Annotated in this window: 13 protein-coding genes; 1 reads left to right on the plus strand and 12 read right to left on the minus strand. The window is 65.5% G+C overall.

Annotation, left to right across the window (positions count from 1 at the left end; translation table 11 throughout):
* Positions 1 to 10: 10 nt before the first annotated feature.
* From ntrC to glnA, 4 genes are all read right to left on the minus strand, one after another.
* Positions 11 to 1,609 carry a nitrogen regulation protein NR(I) gene (gene ntrC, locus ACSQ8Y_RS18135; protein WP_436267829.1) on the minus strand — a complete coding sequence of 533 codons (1,599 nt, stop codon included), beginning with the start codon at positions 1,607 to 1,609 and terminating at the stop codon, positions 11 to 13.
* 69 nt (positions 1,610 to 1,678) lie between these two features.
* Entirely contained in the window at positions 1,679 to 2,788 is a 1,110-nt protein-coding gene (gene glnL / locus ACSQ8Y_RS18140) for a nitrogen regulation protein NR(II) (protein ID WP_436267830.1), read from the minus strand.
* Positions 2,789 to 2,819: 31 nt separating this feature from the next.
* Positions 2,820 to 3,293 carry a DUF4124 domain-containing protein gene (locus ACSQ8Y_RS18145; protein WP_436267831.1) on the minus strand — a complete coding sequence of 158 codons (474 nt, stop codon included), beginning with the start codon at positions 3,291 to 3,293 and terminating at the stop codon, positions 2,820 to 2,822.
* A 128-nt stretch (positions 3,294 to 3,421) separates the two neighbouring features.
* A complete protein-coding gene (gene glnA, locus ACSQ8Y_RS18150; protein ID WP_436267832.1) occupies positions 3,422 to 4,837 on the minus strand; it encodes a type I glutamate--ammonia ligase in 1,416 nt (471 codons plus the stop codon).
* A gap of 283 nt (positions 4,838 to 5,120) precedes the next feature.
* Between glnA and ACSQ8Y_RS18155 the strand changes: the two genes are divergently transcribed.
* Positions 5,121 to 5,579: a rhodanese-like domain-containing protein gene (locus tag ACSQ8Y_RS18155; RefSeq protein ID WP_436267833.1), complete on the plus strand. Its 459-nt coding sequence runs from the start codon at positions 5,121 to 5,123 to the stop codon at positions 5,577 to 5,579.
* A gap of 191 nt (positions 5,580 to 5,770) precedes the next feature.
* Here ACSQ8Y_RS18155 and ACSQ8Y_RS18160 read toward each other — a convergent pair whose 3' ends face one another.
* The 8 genes from ACSQ8Y_RS18160 to ACSQ8Y_RS18195 form a co-directional block, all read right to left on the minus strand.
* Positions 5,771 to 8,260 carry a TonB-dependent receptor plug domain-containing protein gene (locus ACSQ8Y_RS18160; protein WP_436267834.1) on the minus strand — a complete coding sequence of 830 codons (2,490 nt, stop codon included), beginning with the start codon at positions 8,258 to 8,260 and terminating at the stop codon, positions 5,771 to 5,773.
* Positions 8,261 to 8,378: 118 nt separating this feature from the next.
* A complete protein-coding gene (locus tag ACSQ8Y_RS18165; protein WP_436269856.1) occupies positions 8,379 to 9,719 on the minus strand; it encodes a TAXI family TRAP transporter solute-binding subunit in 1,341 nt (446 codons plus the stop codon).
* A gap of 108 nt (positions 9,720 to 9,827) precedes the next feature.
* Positions 9,828 to 12,980, minus strand: a complete 3,153-nt coding sequence (locus tag ACSQ8Y_RS18170) for a transglycosylase domain-containing protein (RefSeq protein ID WP_436267835.1) — start codon at positions 12,978 to 12,980, stop codon at positions 9,828 to 9,830.
* A gap of 340 nt (positions 12,981 to 13,320) precedes the next feature.
* Positions 13,321 to 14,106 carry a competence/damage-inducible protein A gene (locus ACSQ8Y_RS18175; protein ID WP_436267836.1) on the minus strand — a complete coding sequence of 262 codons (786 nt, stop codon included), beginning with the start codon at positions 14,104 to 14,106 and terminating at the stop codon, positions 13,321 to 13,323.
* A 9-nt stretch (positions 14,107 to 14,115) separates the two neighbouring features.
* The gene (locus ACSQ8Y_RS18180) at positions 14,116 to 14,967 is read right to left on the minus strand and encodes an EI24 domain-containing protein (RefSeq protein ID WP_436267837.1); all 852 of its coding nucleotides are present in this window, start codon (positions 14,965 to 14,967) and stop codon (positions 14,116 to 14,118) included.
* Positions 14,968 to 14,977: 10 nt separating this feature from the next.
* Positions 14,978 to 15,976, minus strand: coding sequence for a sterol desaturase family protein (locus ACSQ8Y_RS18185; RefSeq protein WP_436267838.1), 999 nt, complete (start codon positions 15,974 to 15,976; stop codon positions 14,978 to 14,980).
* A gap of 8 nt (positions 15,977 to 15,984) precedes the next feature.
* The gene (locus ACSQ8Y_RS18190) at positions 15,985 to 16,830 is read right to left on the minus strand and encodes a polysaccharide deacetylase family protein (protein ID WP_436267839.1); all 846 of its coding nucleotides are present in this window, start codon (positions 16,828 to 16,830) and stop codon (positions 15,985 to 15,987) included.
* Between the two features lie 7 nt (positions 16,831 to 16,837).
* Entirely contained in the window at positions 16,838 to 17,818 is a 981-nt protein-coding gene (locus ACSQ8Y_RS18195) for a YncE family protein (protein WP_436267840.1), read from the minus strand.
* Between the last annotated feature and the right edge of the window lie 51 nt (positions 17,819 to 17,869).

Here is a 17,869-nt window from a genome sequence, read left to right on the forward strand (position 1 = left end):
GCCGGCCCCGCTAATCGTCCTTGGCGCCGTCGATGCCGAGCTCGGCGATTTTTCGCGTGATGGTGTTGCGGCCTATGCCCAGGCGCACCGCCGCGTCGTTCTTGCGGCCGTGCGTGTACTTGAGCGCCGTGCGTATCAGCGCGGACTCGAACTGCCGTCCCAGCACATCCATCACTTCCTGCTGGCCGCTGGCCAGCATGCCGGCAGCCTGCAGCTCGAGCAGACTGAGCCAACTGTCCGCGCCGGCCGCCGCGCCGTTGGCCGCACCGGCGCCGGCGCTTGCACCCGCGCCGCCCAGCCCGCCGCCCTCGCCCATAGGCACGGCCAGCACCGTGCCGTGATGCGACAGGCTGCCATGTTCATGGCCCATGCCTGGCGACGCCAGGCCGGAAGAACTACTACCATGGCCGCCATGGCTGCCGTTGGCGCCATGGCCGCCGCCGTGGCCGCCGGCCTGTTCCTGCGTCAGCTCCAGCGGCAAGTCCTTGATCTCGACCGTCTGGCCGGGCGCCATCACGGTGATCCAGTTGCACAGGTTTTCCAGCTGGCGCACATTGCCCGGCAAGTCCAGGCTGCACAGGAACACCAGCGAGGAGTCGCTCATGCGCTTGGCTTCCACGCCCAGCTGCTTGGCGCTTTGCACCAGGAAGTGGCGCACCAAAATGGGGATATCCTCGCGCCGCTCCCTCAAACTGGGCAGGCGCAGCCGGATCACGTTCAGGCGGTGGTACAAGTCTTCGCGGAACAGGCCGTCGCGCACGCGCTGTTCCAGGTTCTGGTGGGTGGCGGTGATGACGCGCACATTGGCCTTCAGCGGCTGGTGGCCGCCGACCCGGTAGAAGTGGCCGTCCGACAGCACGCGCAGCAAGCGGGTCTGCAAGTCGAAGGGCATGTCGCCGATCTCGTCGAGGAACAGCGTGCCGTTCTCGGCCTGCTCGAAGCGGCCGCGCCGCGTGGTCTGGGCGCCGGTGAAGGCGCCGCGCTCATGGCCGAACAGTTCGGATTCGAGCAGGTCCTTCGGGATCGCCGCCGTGTTCAGCGCGATGAAGGGCTGCGCCGCGCGCGGGCTGTGCTTGTGCAGCGCGCGCGCCACCAACTCCTTGCCGGTGCCGGACTCGCCGGTGATGAGTACCGTCACATTGGACTGCGACAGGCGGCCGATGGCGCGGAACACTTCCTGCATGGCCGGCGCCTGGCCGAGGATCTCGGGCGTTTCGGTGGGGCCGGATTCGACGCTGGTCTCGCGCAGGCTCTCGTCGAGCGCGCGGCGGATCAGCTCGACCGCCTTGTCGATGTCGAAGGGCTTGGCCAGGTATTCGAAGGCGCCGCCCTGGAAGGCCGCCACGGCCGAATCCAAGTCGGAGAAGGCGGTGATGATGATGACCGGCAGGCCGGGGTGGCGCGCCTTGACCTGCTGCAGCAAGTCCAGGCCGGAATCGCCCGGCATGCGGATGTCGGACACCAGCACCTGCGGCGTTTCGCGCTCCAGCGCCGCTATCGCGTCGCGCGCGTTGGCGAAACTCTTGGTGGCGAGGCTTTCCCTGGCCAGTGCTTTTTCCAGTACCCAGCGGATCGATTCGTCATCATCAACTATCCAGATTGGCTTCATGTGTTTTCTGTATCCCGCGGATGGATCGTCAAATCAAGGGACCCGGCCCCAGCGTTCGGCCGCGCCCGCTTATGGCAGGGGCAGCAAAATCCTGAAGTCCGTATATCCAGGCCGGCTCTCGCACTCGATCACACCCATGTGCTGCTGCACGAAGGTCTGCGCCAGCGTCAGCCCCAAGCCGCTGCCGCCCTCCCTGCCCGACACCAGCGGGTAGAAAATCCGGTCGCGGATCTGGGGCGAGATGCCCGGTCCATTGTCAATGATATGCAAGTCTAATGCCAGGTTGTAGCGCACCTTGGCCAACGTCACCTGGCGCCCCACCCGGGTCTTCAAAATCAGCTCCGCGTCGCCCTGTTCGATGCGCGCCGACAGGGCTTGCGCGGCGTTGTGCGCGATGTTGAGCACGGTCTGGATCAGCTGTTCCTTGTCGCCCCGGAACTCGGGTATCGAGGCGTCGTAATCGCGCCGTATCGCCAGGCCGGACGGGAACTCGGCCAGGATCAGGCTGCGCACGCGCTCGCACACCTCGTGGATGTTGACGTCGCCCACGATGTGCGGCCGGCGGTGCGGCGCCAGCAGGCGGTCGACCAGGGTTTGCAGGCGGTCGGCCTCCTTGATGATCACCTGCGTGTATTCGCGCAGCTCGGCCAGGTGCAGCGGCGGCAGCTCCATCTCCAGCAGCTGCGCCGCGCCGCGTATGCCGCCCAGCGGGTTCTTGATCTCGTGCGCCAGGTTGCGGATCAGCTCCTTGTTGACCTGGCTCTGGTCCAGCATGCGCTCCTCGCGGTCCAGCTTGAGCTGCTGCACGTTCTCGCGCAGCTCGATCAGGATGGCGCCGGCCGGCTCGTCGAGCGCGGAAACGATGCTGTGCACGTGCAGCGGCTCCTTGCCGGCGCGCTCCAGCGTCATGTCCTGGCGCAGGTCGGAGAACTTGTGTTCGCGCGCCTGCGCAATCAGGTTGAGCAGCTCGTCGGGGTTGGTGAACAGGGCCGGGAAGTTCTGCCGCGACAGCGCCTTGACCGAGCTCTCCAGCAGGTTCTCGGCGGCCGCGTTGATATAGGTGATGTTGCCGTCCGCGTCGAGCAGGATGACGGCCGAGGCCAGCAGTTCAAGGCCGGCCAGCGATTGCGGGCGCGCCATGGCGGCCGCCGCGCGGGCGATGTTGGACACGATGCTCATGGTGCTCCCAAGGTTGGAAGGGGCGGAAAAATCAGCGGATGTTCGAGATCTCGCGCTTGAGCGCTTCCACGTTCCTCTCGGAACGGTTGATGCTTTCCTTCAGGCTGGCCACGCGTTCCTGGTATTTCGCATAATTGCGCTCGTCGCCGCGCCGTTCCGGTTCGCCGCTGTTGAACTCCTTCTTGAGTTCGTTCAGCTTGGCCTGCTCGCCGTTCAGCTCCTCCATCAGGATCTGGCGGCGGTCGGCGTCGCGCGCCTTCTGCTCGCTGCTCTCGACGCGCGGGAAGTCGCCCGGCGTCGCGGCTGCTGCGGGCGCCGGGCGGGGCCGCGCAGCGCCGTCCTGGCGCCGGGCCGGGGCCGGGATCGCGCCCGGGATGTCCAGCGGCTTGCAGGCCGCGTGCTTGCGGCTGTCGGTCAGCTCCTTGTGGCCGGCCGCGTCGACGCAGAGAAAAATCTGCCCCTGCGCGCACGCCAGGCCACTGGCGACACTCGTTGCGAATAACACAATAATGGCTGCGGAATTCCAGGTAGTCATGCCCCGACTATACAACATCCGGTAAAAAAAACGCGAGGAGAGCTTTGCTGTCCTCGCGTCTGGTTGCGTGCCGGCCCGGGGGCCGGCGGCGTCGCTGATTACAGCGAGTAGTACATGTCGAATTCGACCGGGTGCGTGGTCATGCGCATACGGGTCACTTCGGTCATCTTCAGTTCGATGTAGGCATCGATCATCGAATCGGTGAACACGCCGCCACGGGTCAGGAACTCGCGGTCTTTGTTCAGGTGGTCCAGGGCTTCTTCCAGCGATGCGCAGACGGTCGGGATCAGCGCGTCTTCTTCAGGCGGCAGATGGTACAGATCTTTCGATGCTGCTTCGCCCGGGTGGATCTTGTTCTGCACACCGTCCAGGCCGGCCATCATCAGCGCCGCGAAGCACAGGTATGGGTTGGCCAGTGGATCCGGGAAACGGGTTTCGATGCGGCGGCCCTTAGGGTTGGCCACGTGCGGAATACGGATCGAAGCCGAACGGTTGCGTGCCGAGTACGCCAGTTTCACTGGAGCCTCGTAGCCTGGCACCAGGCGCTTGTACGAGTTGGTGCCTGGGTTGGTGATCGCGTTCAGCGCCTTGGCGTGCTTGATGATGCCGCCGATGTAGTACAGCGCGAAGTCCGACAGGCCTGCATAGCCGTCGCCGGCGAACAGGTTTTTGCCGTCTTTCCAGATCGACTGGTGCACGTGCATGCCCGAACCGTTGTCGCCAACGATAGGCTTAGGCATGAAGGTGGCGGTCTTGCCGTAGCTGTGGGCCACGTTCCAGACCACGTATTTCAGGTTCTGGGTCCAGTCGGCGCGCTCGACCAGGGTCGAGAACTTGGTGCCGATTTCGTTCTGGCCGGCGCCGGCCACTTCGTGGTGGTGCACTTCGACCGGGATGCCCAGCGATTCCAGGATCAGGCACATTTCCGAACGCATGTCCTGGAAGGAGTCCACTGGTGGCACTGGGAAGTAGCCGCCCTTGACGGTAGGACGGTGGCCGCTGTTGCCGCCATCGATGTCCTTGTCGGTCGACCAGGAAGCTTCGTCGGAGTCGATCTGCACCTTGGCGCCCGACATGTCGATTTTCCATTTGACGGAATCGAAGATGAAGAACTCTGGCTCAGGACCGAAGTAGGCGGTGTCGCCCAGGCCGGACGATTTCAGGTAGGCTTCAGCGCGCTTGGCGATGGAGCGTGGGTCGCGGTCATAGCCCTTGCCGTCCGACGGTTCGATCACGTCGCACTGCATGAACAGGGTGGTCTCTTCCATGAACGGGTCGATGTTCGCGGTCGCTGGATCCGGCAGCAGGATCATGTCCGAAGCTTCGATGCCCTTCCAGCCGGCGATCGAGGAGCCGTCGAAGGCGTGGCCGGACTCGAATTTATCCATATCGAAGTGCGATACAGGCACGGTAACGTGCTGTTCTTTGCCGCGGGTGTCGGCAAAGCGGAAATCAACGAATTTCACTTCGTTATCTTGTACCATTTTCAATACTTCTGCGGCGGTCAGTGCCATGCGTCTCTCCTAGTGAAAAAGTGGGGCAGCCCACGCTGGTGCGTGCGGCTTGAAACTCGTCCTTCCATTAAGCAGGAAGCGTGCCAGGACTTGCGCCCTCTTGCACTACTTTTGCGCATAATCAAACCCGCACCGAACTGGTGCATTGCTAAAATTATGCACCTGTTTTGTGCAAATTTTTACCGATTTTGAAAAATGCATCGGCTTGGTGCAAAAAGCTAAAATGGACGAATCGGGCACTATAATAAACGCAATATTGACACTCGAAGTGGGAAAAATCACCATGAGCACTATTACCGAGATTCTCGACCGCGCGCGCAGCCGCGACGCCGGCCTGCCCTACGCAGGCGCCGTCACCCCGGCCGAAGCGCATGCCCTGATCGGCGCCGACGGCGCGGTCAAGCTGATCGATGTGCGCACCAACGCCGAGCGCGACTGGGTCGGCCGCGTGGCCATCCCGGAGGCGCAGCACGGCGCGGTGCAATGGAGCACCTATCCGGGCGGCGTGCCCAACCCGCAGTTCGCCGAACAGCTGGCCGCGGTGGCGAAGAAGGACGATGTGCTGCTGTTCCTGTGCCGTTCCGGGGTGCGCTCGCGCCACGCCGCCAAGCTGGCCACGGAGCAGGGCTATACGCAGTGCTACGACATCCTGGAAGGTTTCGAGGGGGACAAGGACGCCGACGGCCACCGCAAGACGGTAGGCGGCTGGTGCAAGGCCGGCCTGCCCTGGCTGGGCGCCTGAAAAACCAGGCCCTTTTCCGAAAAAGCAAAAAGGGGGGATGACGCCGCAGTGCGGCGTAATCCGAGCCCCCGTGGCAAAAAGCAAAAAGGGGGGATTACGCCGCAGTGCGGCGTAATCCGAGCCCCCGTGGCAAAAAGCAAAAAGGGGCCAGGGTCAAATATTAAAAGGGGCCTGGCCCCTTTTTAGTTTTGTTACAGGCTGTAGTTCAGGCGCGCATAGACGAAGCGGCCGGAACGCCCGAACGGCGAGTAGTTCGAGTACGGGGCGTTGCCGGTCGTGTTCAGCGCGGCCGGGTAGGCGTCCGGATACTGGTCGAACACGTTGTCCGCGCCCACCGCCAGCGACAGCTGCTTGGTGAAGGCGTAACGCCCTTCCAGGTCGACCAGGGTCTTCGGGCTCATCCAGAAGTCCAGGTTGGCCGTCGTGCCCGGCTGCAGCACCTTGCCGTAGCGCGTGGCGCGCGCCGTCACGCCGAACTGCGCGTAGGACCAGGTGCTGCTGGCGATGACCTTGGTCTTCGGCGTGCCGTCCGTGAAGGTCAGCACGTTGACACGGTCGAACAGCACCGGCGCCGGCGACAGGGCCGCCAGCTGCGCCGTCACCGGCACCTTGGTCACGTCGGTCTTGGTGTAGTTGCCGGCCAGCGTGAAGTCGAGCTTGCCGTAGCCGTCGGTCTTCACCGGCAGGCTGCTGACGATGTCGATGCCCTTGGTGGTGGTGTCCACGCCGTTGATGAAGAAGCGGCCGCCGCCCACGCCGATGAAGCCCTGGCTGGTCAGGTAGTTGCGCACATTGGCCGCCGTCAGGTTCTCGGACAGCACGATGCGGTCCTTGATCTTGATGTGGAAGGCGTCCGCCGTCACGTTCACCGCGCCCAAGCGCATCACCGAACCGAGCGAGAAGTTGACCGATTTCTCGGCGTCCAGCGGCTTGGCGCCGAGCGCGATCGCGGCCGGGTGGCCAGGCTTGAAGGTGGTGATCTCGAACGGCACGCCGTTGATGAAGTTGGTCGAGGTCGAGGTGAAGAACTGCTGCTGCGGCGACGGCGCGCGGAAGCCGTTCTGCACCGAGCCGCGCAGCGCGAATTCGGGTACGAAGTCGTAGCGGCCGGCCAGCTTGCCGGACACGCTGTTGCCGAAGTCGGAGAAGTGCTCGCCGCGGATGGCCACCGAAGCGAGGAACTGCTTGGTCAGGTTCGCTTCCAGGTCGACATAGGCGCTGTAGGCCTTGCGGCTGTTGTCCGACGCGTCGGCCGGGCGGAAGCCGGGGAAGACCTGCGCGCCCGGCGGGGCCGGGGTGCCGTTGGCCAGCACCTGGCCGCCGTAGCGGTAAGAGTCCGGCTCGCCGGCGAACAGATTGTAGCCTTCGCGGCGCGCCTCGGCGCCCACCGCCACGTTCAGCGGCGAGGCCAGGCCCACGTCGTACTGGCGCACGCCGGACAGGTTCAGCGTCAGCTGGCTGTACCAGTAGCCGCCGGCGTCGAACGCGGTCTTCGACGTCGGGCCGATGGAGCGGTTCAGCGTGTTCTCGATGGTGTACTGCATCTTGTTCTTGCCGTAGCCGATGGACGCGTCCATGTCCCATTCGCCGATCGACCAGGTCACGCCGCCGGTGCCGCTGTAGTCGTCCACCTGCGGCGAGATGATGGGCAGGAAGCCGTCCGGATAGATGGCGATGACGTTCTGGTCCTGCAGCGCGCGGCGGAAGAAGCCGGCCGAACTGGCTTCGCGCTTCTGGTAGCTGGTCCAGCCGTACAGCTTGGCGCCGCCTGCAAGCGAGTAGCCGGCGTTGGCGAACACGGTGCTCTGCTTCATTTCAGGCTCGCCGTACCAGGCGTTGAAGCGGTTGATGGTCTTTTCGCGCGGGTCGAAGGCGCCGTTGACCAGCGGGTACTGCTGGCGCACGTCGTAACCGCTGCGCTCGGTGTGGTCCTGGTCCTTGTACTCGGCGGCGATGGTCAGGAAGCCGCTGTCGCCCAGCTCCAGGCCTTTCCAGCCGCCCACGGTGACGGTCTTGCCATCGTTGCGCTTGCGCGAGGTCTTGGCGTCCCAGGTGGCGCCGGCCGGCAGCGCGCCGGCGATGAAATCGTATTCGGTGCGGCGCTCGCCGTAGGTGGTGGTGAATTCGCCGCCCTTGCGGTCGGTGCGCAGGCGCAGGTTGACCACGCCGGCGATGGCGTCCGAGCCATACTGGGCGGAGGCGCCGTCGCGCAGCACTTCAATGTTCTTCAGGATGGCGACCGGGATGGTGTTCATGTCCACCGACGACGAGCCGCGTCCGATGGTGCCGTTCAGGTTCACCAGCGAGGAGGTGTGGCGGCGCTTGGAGTTCACCAGCACCAGGGTCTGGTCCGGCGCCAGGCCACGCAAGGTGGCGGGACGGACGGTGTCGGTGCCGTCGGCCAGGCCGGGACGCGGGAAATTCAGCGAGGGCAGCGCGACCGACAATGCTTGCGAGATCTCCGGCACGCCGGTGTTCTTGATGGTGTCGGCGCCGATGATGTCGACCGGCGAGGCGGTGTCCAGTGCGGTGCGGTTGGCGACCCGGGTGCCGGTGACGACCACGGTGGCCGTGGCGGTGGTTTCGGGCGTTGCGGAGGGTGCCGGCGCGGTCTGTGCGGCGGCGTGCGCGCCTGCGAACAAGGAAGCGATGGCAACTGCGAGTACGTGGTTTCTCTGCATTGTGACTCCTGGCTGGTTAAATTTCACTTATCCCCCTTCAGTAATACCGCCGTGAAAAAGTAAAGTCAAAGAAAACCAGGCCGGCTGTAGCTAGGTTGTAACAGTTAAGTAATATTACTTAGCCTTCCATAGCTTTTCCGTCAAGCAATTGCCCGAGGATGCGCTGGCGCACCAGGTTGATGTGGCTGCGCAGCCCGTACAGGTCGTCGGCGAAGGACAGCGGGATCGATATCTGGTTGACCTTCTCCTCGATGTCGTTCAGCTCCCGCAGCTGCTCGGCGTAGACCCGGTCGCGCTGGTCCTCGGCTGCGGCGGCCAGCGCCTGCTCCACCGAGCGCAGCTGGCCGTACCAGCGGAATACGCGCGAGCGGATGCGCCACACGTACAGCGGCGGCACCACCTTGGACAGCGGCAGGATCAGCGCGCCCAGGGCCACCACCACCACCCACATGCGGTCGAACAGATTGGCCAGCCAGAAGCTCATGTAGCGCTGCAGGAAAGGCGGGCCGTCCTTGTAGAACTTGGCCGCCTCGCGCGCGACCGGGATTTCGCTGTAGCGCGGATTGGGGAACTGGCCTTGCTGCTGGAACCAGCCGGCGCCGCCGTGGATGCCGCTGGCCGCCTGCACCAGCAGGTCCACCAGCGCCGGGTGCAGGTCGGCGCGCGCGACCAGCGTGGCGGTGGGCGCGATCAGGTGGTAATCCTTGGCCGGCAGGTCGCGGCCCAGGTCGACGATGCCGCGCGGCAGCACCACGTGGGTCAGGAAAGGCAGGCGGCGGGTGTAGGCTTCGGCCTGGCTGAAGTCGAACAGCTTGATGCCCGGCGTGATCAGCAGCATCTGGATCAGCGGCGCGTCCGGCGCGGAACTGAACACCAGGCCGTCGATGCGTTTTTCCAGCAGCTCGATGGTAGCGGGCGTGTTCTCCAGCGCGCTGACCTTGAGGTCGGACGCTTCCAGGCCGTTGGCCTCCAGCACCTGCTTGAACAGGCGCGGCGCACCGCTGCCCGGCGGGCCGAAGTTGATGCGCAAGCCCTTGAGCTGGGTCAGGTCGCCGGCCTTGACGTCGTCGCGCAGGAACAGCCAGAGCGGCTCGGTAAACAGGCTGCCCAGCGACACCAGGCCTTTGCGCTCGGCCTCGTCCTGGCTGGTGGTGCCGCTTTGCAGGAAGGCGATGTCGGCCTCGCCGGCGGCCAGGCGCTGCAGGTTCTCGTAGGAGCCCATCGACGGCTTGAGCACCACCTTGATGCCGTGCTTGGCCAGCACGGCGGCGTATTTCTTGCCGAAGGCTTCGTAGGCGCCGTTTTCCTGGCCGGTGGACAGGGTGACCGTGCGCGGCGGCGTGGGGTCGATCACCACGTAGGCCAGCGCGCACACGGCGGCGATGATGACGATGGTGGGGGCGGCGGTGACGATCAGGTCACGCACCGAGAAGCGCGTGAATTTCAGGATCTTGGTCATGTGGTGGCGCATGGGTTTCATGGGCCACACCATGCCAACAAATGGCAAAACATGCAAGCGCGCCGTCGCCTGCGCGGATTGTCGTTCCGCTTGCGCGGGAACGACAGATCAGCCGCCGCAGGCGCGCAGCGGCGGCGTCGACATGCCGCTGGCCGGCGCCAGCGTCGGTTTCAGCCCCTGCCCCGCCGCCGGATTGAGCGCCACCGCGACCACGCCGCCTTTGGGCGCCGCGTTCGGTTCTATCAAGGGCATCAGGCTGGGCGCGAGCACCACCAGCAGCTGCACCGGCAAGGCGCTGGTGAAGTCGTAGTTCTTCGATTCCGGTCCGTGCACATAGGCCGTCATGCTGCCGAAGAAGCGCTCGCCGATGTTGAACACGAAGGTCGCCGAGCGGTTCACGAAGCGCGACTCGATCAGCCGCCCGCCGCCGCCGTACACTTCGAAGCGCTGGTCGCCGGTGCCGGTCTTGCCGCCGACCGGAATGATGGTCCCGTCCGACTTGACGAAGGCGCTCTTGACGCGCTTGGCCGTGCCGTCCGATACCACTTCGCGGATGGCGTCGGCCGCCGCGCGCGCCACTTCGGGCGACAATATCCGTTCGCTGGCCGGCTGCTTGGCGCGCTTGACCAGCGTTTCGTACGGCGTGCCGGAGGCGAAGTGCAGCGAGGAGATGCGCTGGCTGCTCTGGCGCACACCGCCGTTGATGATGATGCCCATCATCTCGGCCAGCGCCGACGGACGGTCGGCCGAGGCGCCCAGCGTGGTGGCATAGGACGGCACCAGCGACTCGAAGGGATAGCCCATCTTCTTCCACTGGCGGTGGATGGCCATGAAGCTCTCCATCTCCACCAGTCCGGCGATGCGCTTGTCCTGCGCGTGCTTGCGGTGGGTCTTGAACAGCCACTGGTAGACTTCCTGCCGCTGCTTCTCGCTGGCCGCCACCGCCTGCGCCATGGTGGCGCCTTCGTTGTTGCGCAGGTAGGCCACCAGCCACAATTCCAGCGGGTGCACATTGGCCAGGTAGCCGCGGTCGGCCAGCGACCATTTGTCCATCGCGTACTGCTCGTACATTTTGGCGGCGCGGTCGTCCTGGACCTCGTTCTGCGACGGCAGGTTGTCCTTCAGGTAGGCGCTGAACTGCTCCACCGTCGCTTGCGGATACAGCGTGCGGTGGATGTTGGCCAGGCGCACCGGCGTCGGCCGGATGGTCGCCACCAGGATCTTGTCCAGTTCGGCCACCGGCTTGCCGCGGTACTTGGCGTAGAAGCGGTACAGGAACTCCTTGCCTTCCTTGTCGGCGAAGCGCGCCAGGTAGTCGGCGCGGCGCGGGTCGTCGGCGTCGGCCAGCAGCGAGGCCGAGGAGCCCGGCGCCTGGAACATGTAGTATTTCACGACGTCGCGCATCAGGCGCACGAACACCAGGTTGGTGGAGCGGCGCAGCGCTTCGCGCACGGTCAGGATGCGGCTGTCGTCTTCCTTCGAGAAGTTGCCGAAGGTGTGCACGCCGCCGCCGGTGAAGAAGCCCTCGCCCGGATTGCCGGAGTATTTGCGCTCCATGGCGTCGGCCAGCAGCGAGACCAGGTCGCGCTTGTCGCTCGGATGTTCGAGGAAATAGGCCACGGCCCACTGGCTCAGGTGGTCCTGCGGCGCCAGCACCTGCTTGCGCAGTTCCTCCGGCCCCATGCCGCTGTAGCGCTTGTGCAGCTGGTCGACGATGTCGAGGTAGGTCACCAGGGTGCGCAGCTTGGCGGTCGAGCCCAGGTCCAGCTTGGCGCCCTCGTTGATGTCCAGCGGCTGGTCGAAGTTGTCGGTCTGCAGGCGCAGGTAGTTCGTGCCCTCGCCCTTTTCCAGCAAGGTGAAGCTGTACACCACGTTGGCGGGGTCGCCGTTGCCCAGCATGCCCTTGCCGGTCAGGCCGGCGGCCTTGGCCATCTCGGGGTCGCGCAGGTCGCGCAGCACCTGCGTGACCTTGCGCTGCGCCTGCGCGTCCAGGGTGCTGACCACGTTCAGGTCGAGCCGGTCCAGGTTGTACATGCGGTTGTCGCCCAGCAGGTTGGCCAGGTGGTTGCGCACCGAGTTGGACGCCTTCTTCTCGACGAAGGACTGGGCCGGCGCCGCCGCCAGGCCGTTGCCGGCGGCCGGGTGCAGGCGCTCCTTGAGCGCGGCGTCGCGCAGCCCGGGGGTGATGATGCCCGCCTGCGCCAGCACCCGCAGGTGGCTGTTGGCCAGCGTTTCCAGGTCGGCGTCGCCTTCGCCCAGGTAGTAGCTCGGACGGCGCTGCGCGATCAGCAGGCTGAGCGCCTCCTTGAAGGCCATGGCGCTGCCCGGCTGGTCCATCTTGCCGCTCAACAGCTTGTTGATTTCGTTGAAGTCGCGCCCGTACCAGACCCACATGCCGTCGCCGATGCCGTTCACCTCGCCGTAGCCCGGCTTGGCCGACAGCGGCACGGTGTTCAGGTAGTCGACCACGATCTGGCGCCGCACCTGCGTGGTGTCCGGGCCGCCCTGGTAGGCGCGCAGGCTGGCCGAGATCATCTGCTGCAGCTTGTCCTTCATCGAGCCGGTGCGGCCCTCGGGCGAATGGCGGTATTTCTCGATCTGCGTGGCCAGCGTGCTGCCGCCGGCGGCGCGGTGCCCCCCCGCCACCGCGCTGACGGACTTCTCCAGCACGGCCTTGCTCAGGCGATCCCACTCGACGGCGGGATTGCGTTTCGGGTAGGTGTTGTCGAGCAGCTCGCGGTTCTCGATGAACAACAGGCTTTGCACCAGCGCGGTCGGGGTCTCCTTGAAGCCGGGATAGACCCGCTCCGGATAGCTGGCGGTAAACAGCGGCTCGGCGCGGCAGTCGACGATGTTCAGGCCGGTGCGCGTCTTCTCGCGGTAGGTGGCGAACAAGCCCATGTCGGCCAGCTCCACCATCTTCGGCGAGAAGCGCGCCTGCGCGGCCACTTCGTAGTCGCGCGTCTTCAGCTTGCCCAGGTAATCCGGCAGGTTGGCATAGCCCAGGCGCTCGTCATAGGGGCTGTCGTGCGGGAAGCGGATCGCCTTGCTGGGGCCGGGTTCGACCTTGTAACTGAGCTTGCCCACCAGGTCGGAGAAGAACTTGGCCTGCATGGCCGAGCTGCGCATTTCCTGCAGCGCCCACCAGACCGCCAGTGACAACAGCACCAGCAGCAACAGGATGAAGGCGTTGCGCGAGCGCTTGCTTTTGCCTTTGCCGCTGGCGGCATCGGTGGCGGGGGTGTCTGGAGTATCGGGCATATCGGAAGGGGCTGACTGCGCTTGCAAAAGCACGGCGGTTTGGGGCACGACATGCAGGCGGCTGCGGCGCTTGAAGCCGAATACTGCAGCGCCTGCACGTAATTTGCGCACTGCGCGCGCAACGATGAGGGGCTGGCGAAAACGTCGATTGCGTGGGTTGCTTAACATTGCTGACACCATGTGTTTCAGTGGTACTGCTCTTGCTATCCATTGCACCACATCGGCAAGGTGGACACAGGCAAGTACGCGCAATATTTGATCTGGGGCTATCCATTTTCGCAAAAAAACAACGCATGCGTTGTCGCCTTAACCACCCGGCCTGCAGCCGGTCACGGCGCTGTCATATACGGACGTACTCCACGCCCATGCGGTCCAGTTCCGCGCACAGCCTGGCGTACGCTTCGCCAGCCTGGGCCGGCTCGCCTTTCACCCCCAGTTCGATGTGGCGGCGCGTGTGCGCGTCGCCCACGCTGGGCAGGCTGAACACCTTGATGCGCGGGTACTGCGATTCCAGCGCCACCATCAGCGGCGTCAGCGCCGACTCGGCCGCCTCGTACACCAGCGTGGCGTGCTCGGCGCGCGGCTCGCGGTTGAACAGGTCGGCGTAATGCGTGTCCAGCACCCACTCTATCATCGGCCAGGCCATCACCGGGAAGCCCGGCACGAAGTAGTGCGTGCCCAGCGCGAAGCCGGCCACGTTGTTGTAGGGGTTGGGGATCAGCGCCGCGCCCTCGGCGAATTCGGCCATCTTCAGGCGGTGCAGATTGTCGGGCGTATCCAGGTCCACCTGCTGGCCCGCCTCGCGCGCCATCTGCAGGATGCGCTGCTGGATATGCTCCTTGCCCTGCGGGTGCAGCACCAGCGGCAGCCCGAGCGCGTCGGCGGCGGCCTGGCGCGTGTGGTCGTCCGGCGTGGCGCCGATGCCGCCGCAGGAGAACACGATGTCGCCGCCGGCGAAGGTGCGCTTGAGCGCGGCCGTGATGCGCGCCGGATCGTCGCCCAGGTACTCGGCCCAGCCCAGCTGCAGGCCGCGCGCGGCCAGTATCTGCACCACTTTGGGGAAATGCTGGTCGGTGCGTTTGCCCGACAGGATTTCATCGCCGATGATGATAAGTCCGATAGCCATAGCCCTGCCCTATTCCGTAGTCGTTGCGATGGTCGCGATGCTCGCGCCGGCCGGCGCGGCCGTGCGCTGCGCGCGCTGCTGCTGCAGCGCCTCCAGACAATAATACTCAAACCACAAGCCGGTGAAGATAAATATCACGATGTAGAGCCAGATCGAGGCGGCCGCCAGGAAGGGGAAGAACACCACGGCCAAGGTGGCGCCGCCGACCCAGACCACGCCGGGAATCGCGCCGGCCGCGCCGGACACGACGCCGATCGCCAGCAACTGCCAGCGGTGCGCGCGGCGCAGTTCGGCGCGCTCTTCCGCGCTGGCATAGTCGGCCAGCGCGTCGTAAGTCATCACGCGGCAGGTCAGCCAGCCCCACAGCAGCACTTGCGCCAGCAGCGCGGCCGGCGGGAAGAAATACAGCGGCAGCGTGAGCAGCCAGGCCAGCACGAAGACGGCGAAGCCGCCCAGCGCCGCCGCCACGCTGCCGGCGATGCTGCCGCCGCGCTTTTTCTCCAGCTGCGGATAATGGCGGCCGCCGACGTGGCGCACCACGAAGGGCATGGCGGCCACGCCGATGAAGATCAGCGCGGTCAGTATCATCAGCGGCAGCAGGGTCAGCATGGCGATCAGCGGCGGCACCACCGTCCTCAGCACGCCCAGGCCCAGCGTGTTGAGCCAGCTGGTGCTGGCGCCGAACAGGTCGTGCTCGGCGAACTGCAGGTGCACATAGTCCACCATGGGCTGCAGGCAGAAGTAGAGCAGCACGGCCCACAGCGCCACCGACAGCAGGAAGGGGACGATGCTGAGCACCAGCATCTTGCCGTGCAGCTGGGACAGCAGCGCGCGGCCGTAAGCGTTCAGGACGGCCCTCATGGCTGGGCTTTCATGGCGTGGGCTCCTTGCCGAAATTGTGCACCATGCGCTTCAGGCCCAGCCACTGCTGCTGCCAGAAGCCGCGCCCATAGTCGCGGCCGGGCACGGCGCTGCCGTCGGGCGCGGTGTGCGGCAGCTGGTCGCGGATGCCGGTCTGCTCGAAGCGCGGCGTGAAGTTGGCGGTGCGGAAAACGATGTCCCAGACCGGGAACAGCACCGAGAAATTGCAGCCGCCCAGGGTGCCCCGCCCTTTCGACTCGTGGCCGACGCCGATCGCGTGGTGCATGCGGTGGTAGCGCGGCGACACCAGCAGCCGTTCGCCGATGGCGCCGAAATGCACGCGCACATTGGCGTGCTGCAAGCTTTGCAGGATGCGCGACAGCGACACCAGCAGCACGTATTGCGCCGGCGGCACGCCGATGGCGATGGCCACCAGCGCCATCACGACGTCGCGCAGCAGGTCGTCCAGCAGATGGTTGCGGTCGTCGCTCCACAGGTTCATATTCATCTGGCTGTGGTGCAGGCTGTGCAAGCCCCACCACCAGTTGAACTGGTGCGAGGCGCGGTGGTACCAGTAGTCGACGAAGTCCAGCACCAGCAGGTAGAGCACGAAGCTGGTGAGCGGTCCCATGCCCGGCAACAGGTCTTCCAGGTTGACCGGGCGCACATCCTCCAGGCGCAGCAGGGCGTTCAGGCTGTCGAGCAGCGGGTCCAGGGTAAAGAAGATCACCACCGTGAACAGGCCGAGGCGGTGCAGCACCGTGTAGACGAAGTCGTTCCAGCGCGCGCGCGGGTCGGTGAACTTGTGCACCGGGATCAGCGCCTCCAGCGGCCGCAGCACCAGGTACAGCAGCACCAGCTCGGCCAGGCCGATGATCAGCCACTCGGTGCCCTCGAAGGCCTCCTCGGTGATGTCGCCCAGGCCGGCGTAGAACAGGAAGGGCTGGATCGCGGTTTCGAACAGCCAGCCCTGGGCCAGGCCCAGCCAGTCGCTTAATAATTGCATCATGTGCGGAATTAACGTTGCTTGAAAACTGATTGATAGTCCGGGTGCTCGCGCAGCGTGCCGAAGCAATAGCCCTTCTGCTTCAGGCCCGCGATCAGCGGCTCCAGGTTGGCGGGCGCCCACGGGTCGCGGCGCGACCAGATGCCCATATGGGCCACGAAGATGTCGCCGCCGCGCAGCTCGCGCAAGGACTTCTGCAACAATAGCGCATTCGGCCAGGCGCTGCTGGAGAGCTCGTCGCCGGAGAAGCCGGCCTTGGCCCAGCCCACGTGGGCGTAGCCGCAGGCCTGCCCCGCCGCCAGGGTGCGCGGCGAAGTCTTGCCGCCGGGCGCGCGCCAGATCGGATCGAGGCGGCTGCCGGTGAGTTCGTAGAAGCGGCTCTCGACGCGCTTGATCTCGTCGCAGTACTGCCCGGTGCTCCAGCTTTGCGCCTTGCCGGCCGCCGCGCCGAACTGCGGCCTGACCTCGATGGCGCCGCCGGGGCCGTCCTTGAGCCAGTAGACGTGGTCGAAGGTGTGCGAGCCGAAGGCGTGGCCTTCCGCCACGCGCGCCTTCCAGAACGCGGCCCAGGACGGGTCCAGCGAGTAGTCGCCGCGCACCGTCTTCTCGTTGGCGAGGAAGAAAGTGGCTTTGATGCGGTGCCTGGCCAGGGTTTGCGCGATCAGCTCGGCCTGGGACTGGCTGCCTGTGTCGAAGGTGAGGTAGATGGTGCCGAGGCAGGCAGCCGGCGCCGCCCCGGCGAAGGCGGGAGCGGCAGCCGATATGGCCAACGCGGCCAGCGCGGCAGCGCATGCCGCCGCCGGCGCGGTGTCAGTCAGGAAGGCGGCGCTGCCGCCCGGTCGCAGCAGGCCGCTCATGGCGCGCTCAGATGCGCGGCGAGGCGTTGGCGAAGAACACGCCGTGCGGCGAACGCCCGACCGGGATCATCTTCACCACCTTGCGCGTGGCCAGGTCGACCACCGCCACTTTCTTGATCCAGCGCAGCGTCACCCACATGGTCTTCTTGTCGTCGGTGATCTCCATGCAGTCCGGGCCGCCCGGCACATCGATGGTGCCGACGTTCTCCAGCGTCTTCTGGTCGATGATGTTGATCGAGTTCGAGACCCGGTTCGAGACATAGGTCAGGCGGCCGTCGCCCAGCGCGCGGAAATTGTGCGTGCCGTTGCCGGCCTTGATGCGCTTGACCGTCTTCTGCGTCTTCCAGTCGATCACTTCGACGTAGTCGCTGCCCATGATGCCGACCAGCAGATGCTTGTCGTCCGGGGTCATGGCGATACCGGCAGGCAGCTTGCCGACCGGGATGGTCCATTTGATCTGCTGCGTCTTCAGGTCGACGCAGCTGATCTGGTCGCTGCCCTGCTGCGTGATGAAGACCATGCTGCTGGCCGCGTCGAAGGCGATGTGGCTGGGCAGCTTGGCCATCGGCAGGCGCTTCGACAGCGTGAAATTGCTGCCGTCGAACTTGTAGATGTCGATGCGGTCCAGCCGCAGCGAGGTCACGACAAACCATTTCTGGTCCGGCGAGAAGCCGATCTGGTAGGGGTCGAGGATGTCCTTGACGTGGCGCTGCACCTGGCCGGTCTTCGGGTCCAGGAACACCAGTTCGTTGCCGACCGAGCTGGCCACGATCAGGGACTTGTTGTCCGGCGTGGGCATCAGGTGGTGCGGTTCCTTGCCGACGGCGAAGGTGGAGAGCGTCTTCTGGGTGGCCTGGTCCAGCAACTGGACGGTGGCGTCGCGCGAATTGAGGACGACTACCACGTTCGCCTGCGCCGAGCTGGCCGAGCTGACGGCGGCAACCAGGCAGACACTGGAAAATACGATACGGCGTAGACTGCGGAACATGACGGGAATCGCTTGTAGGGGCAAAACCCTATTTTAAGTGCAAACCGGCCC

Origin of the sequence: Pseudoduganella sp. LjRoot289, assembly GCF_964252925.1 — a bacterium.
GTDB lineage: Bacteria > Pseudomonadota > Gammaproteobacteria > Burkholderiales > Burkholderiaceae_D > Rugamonas.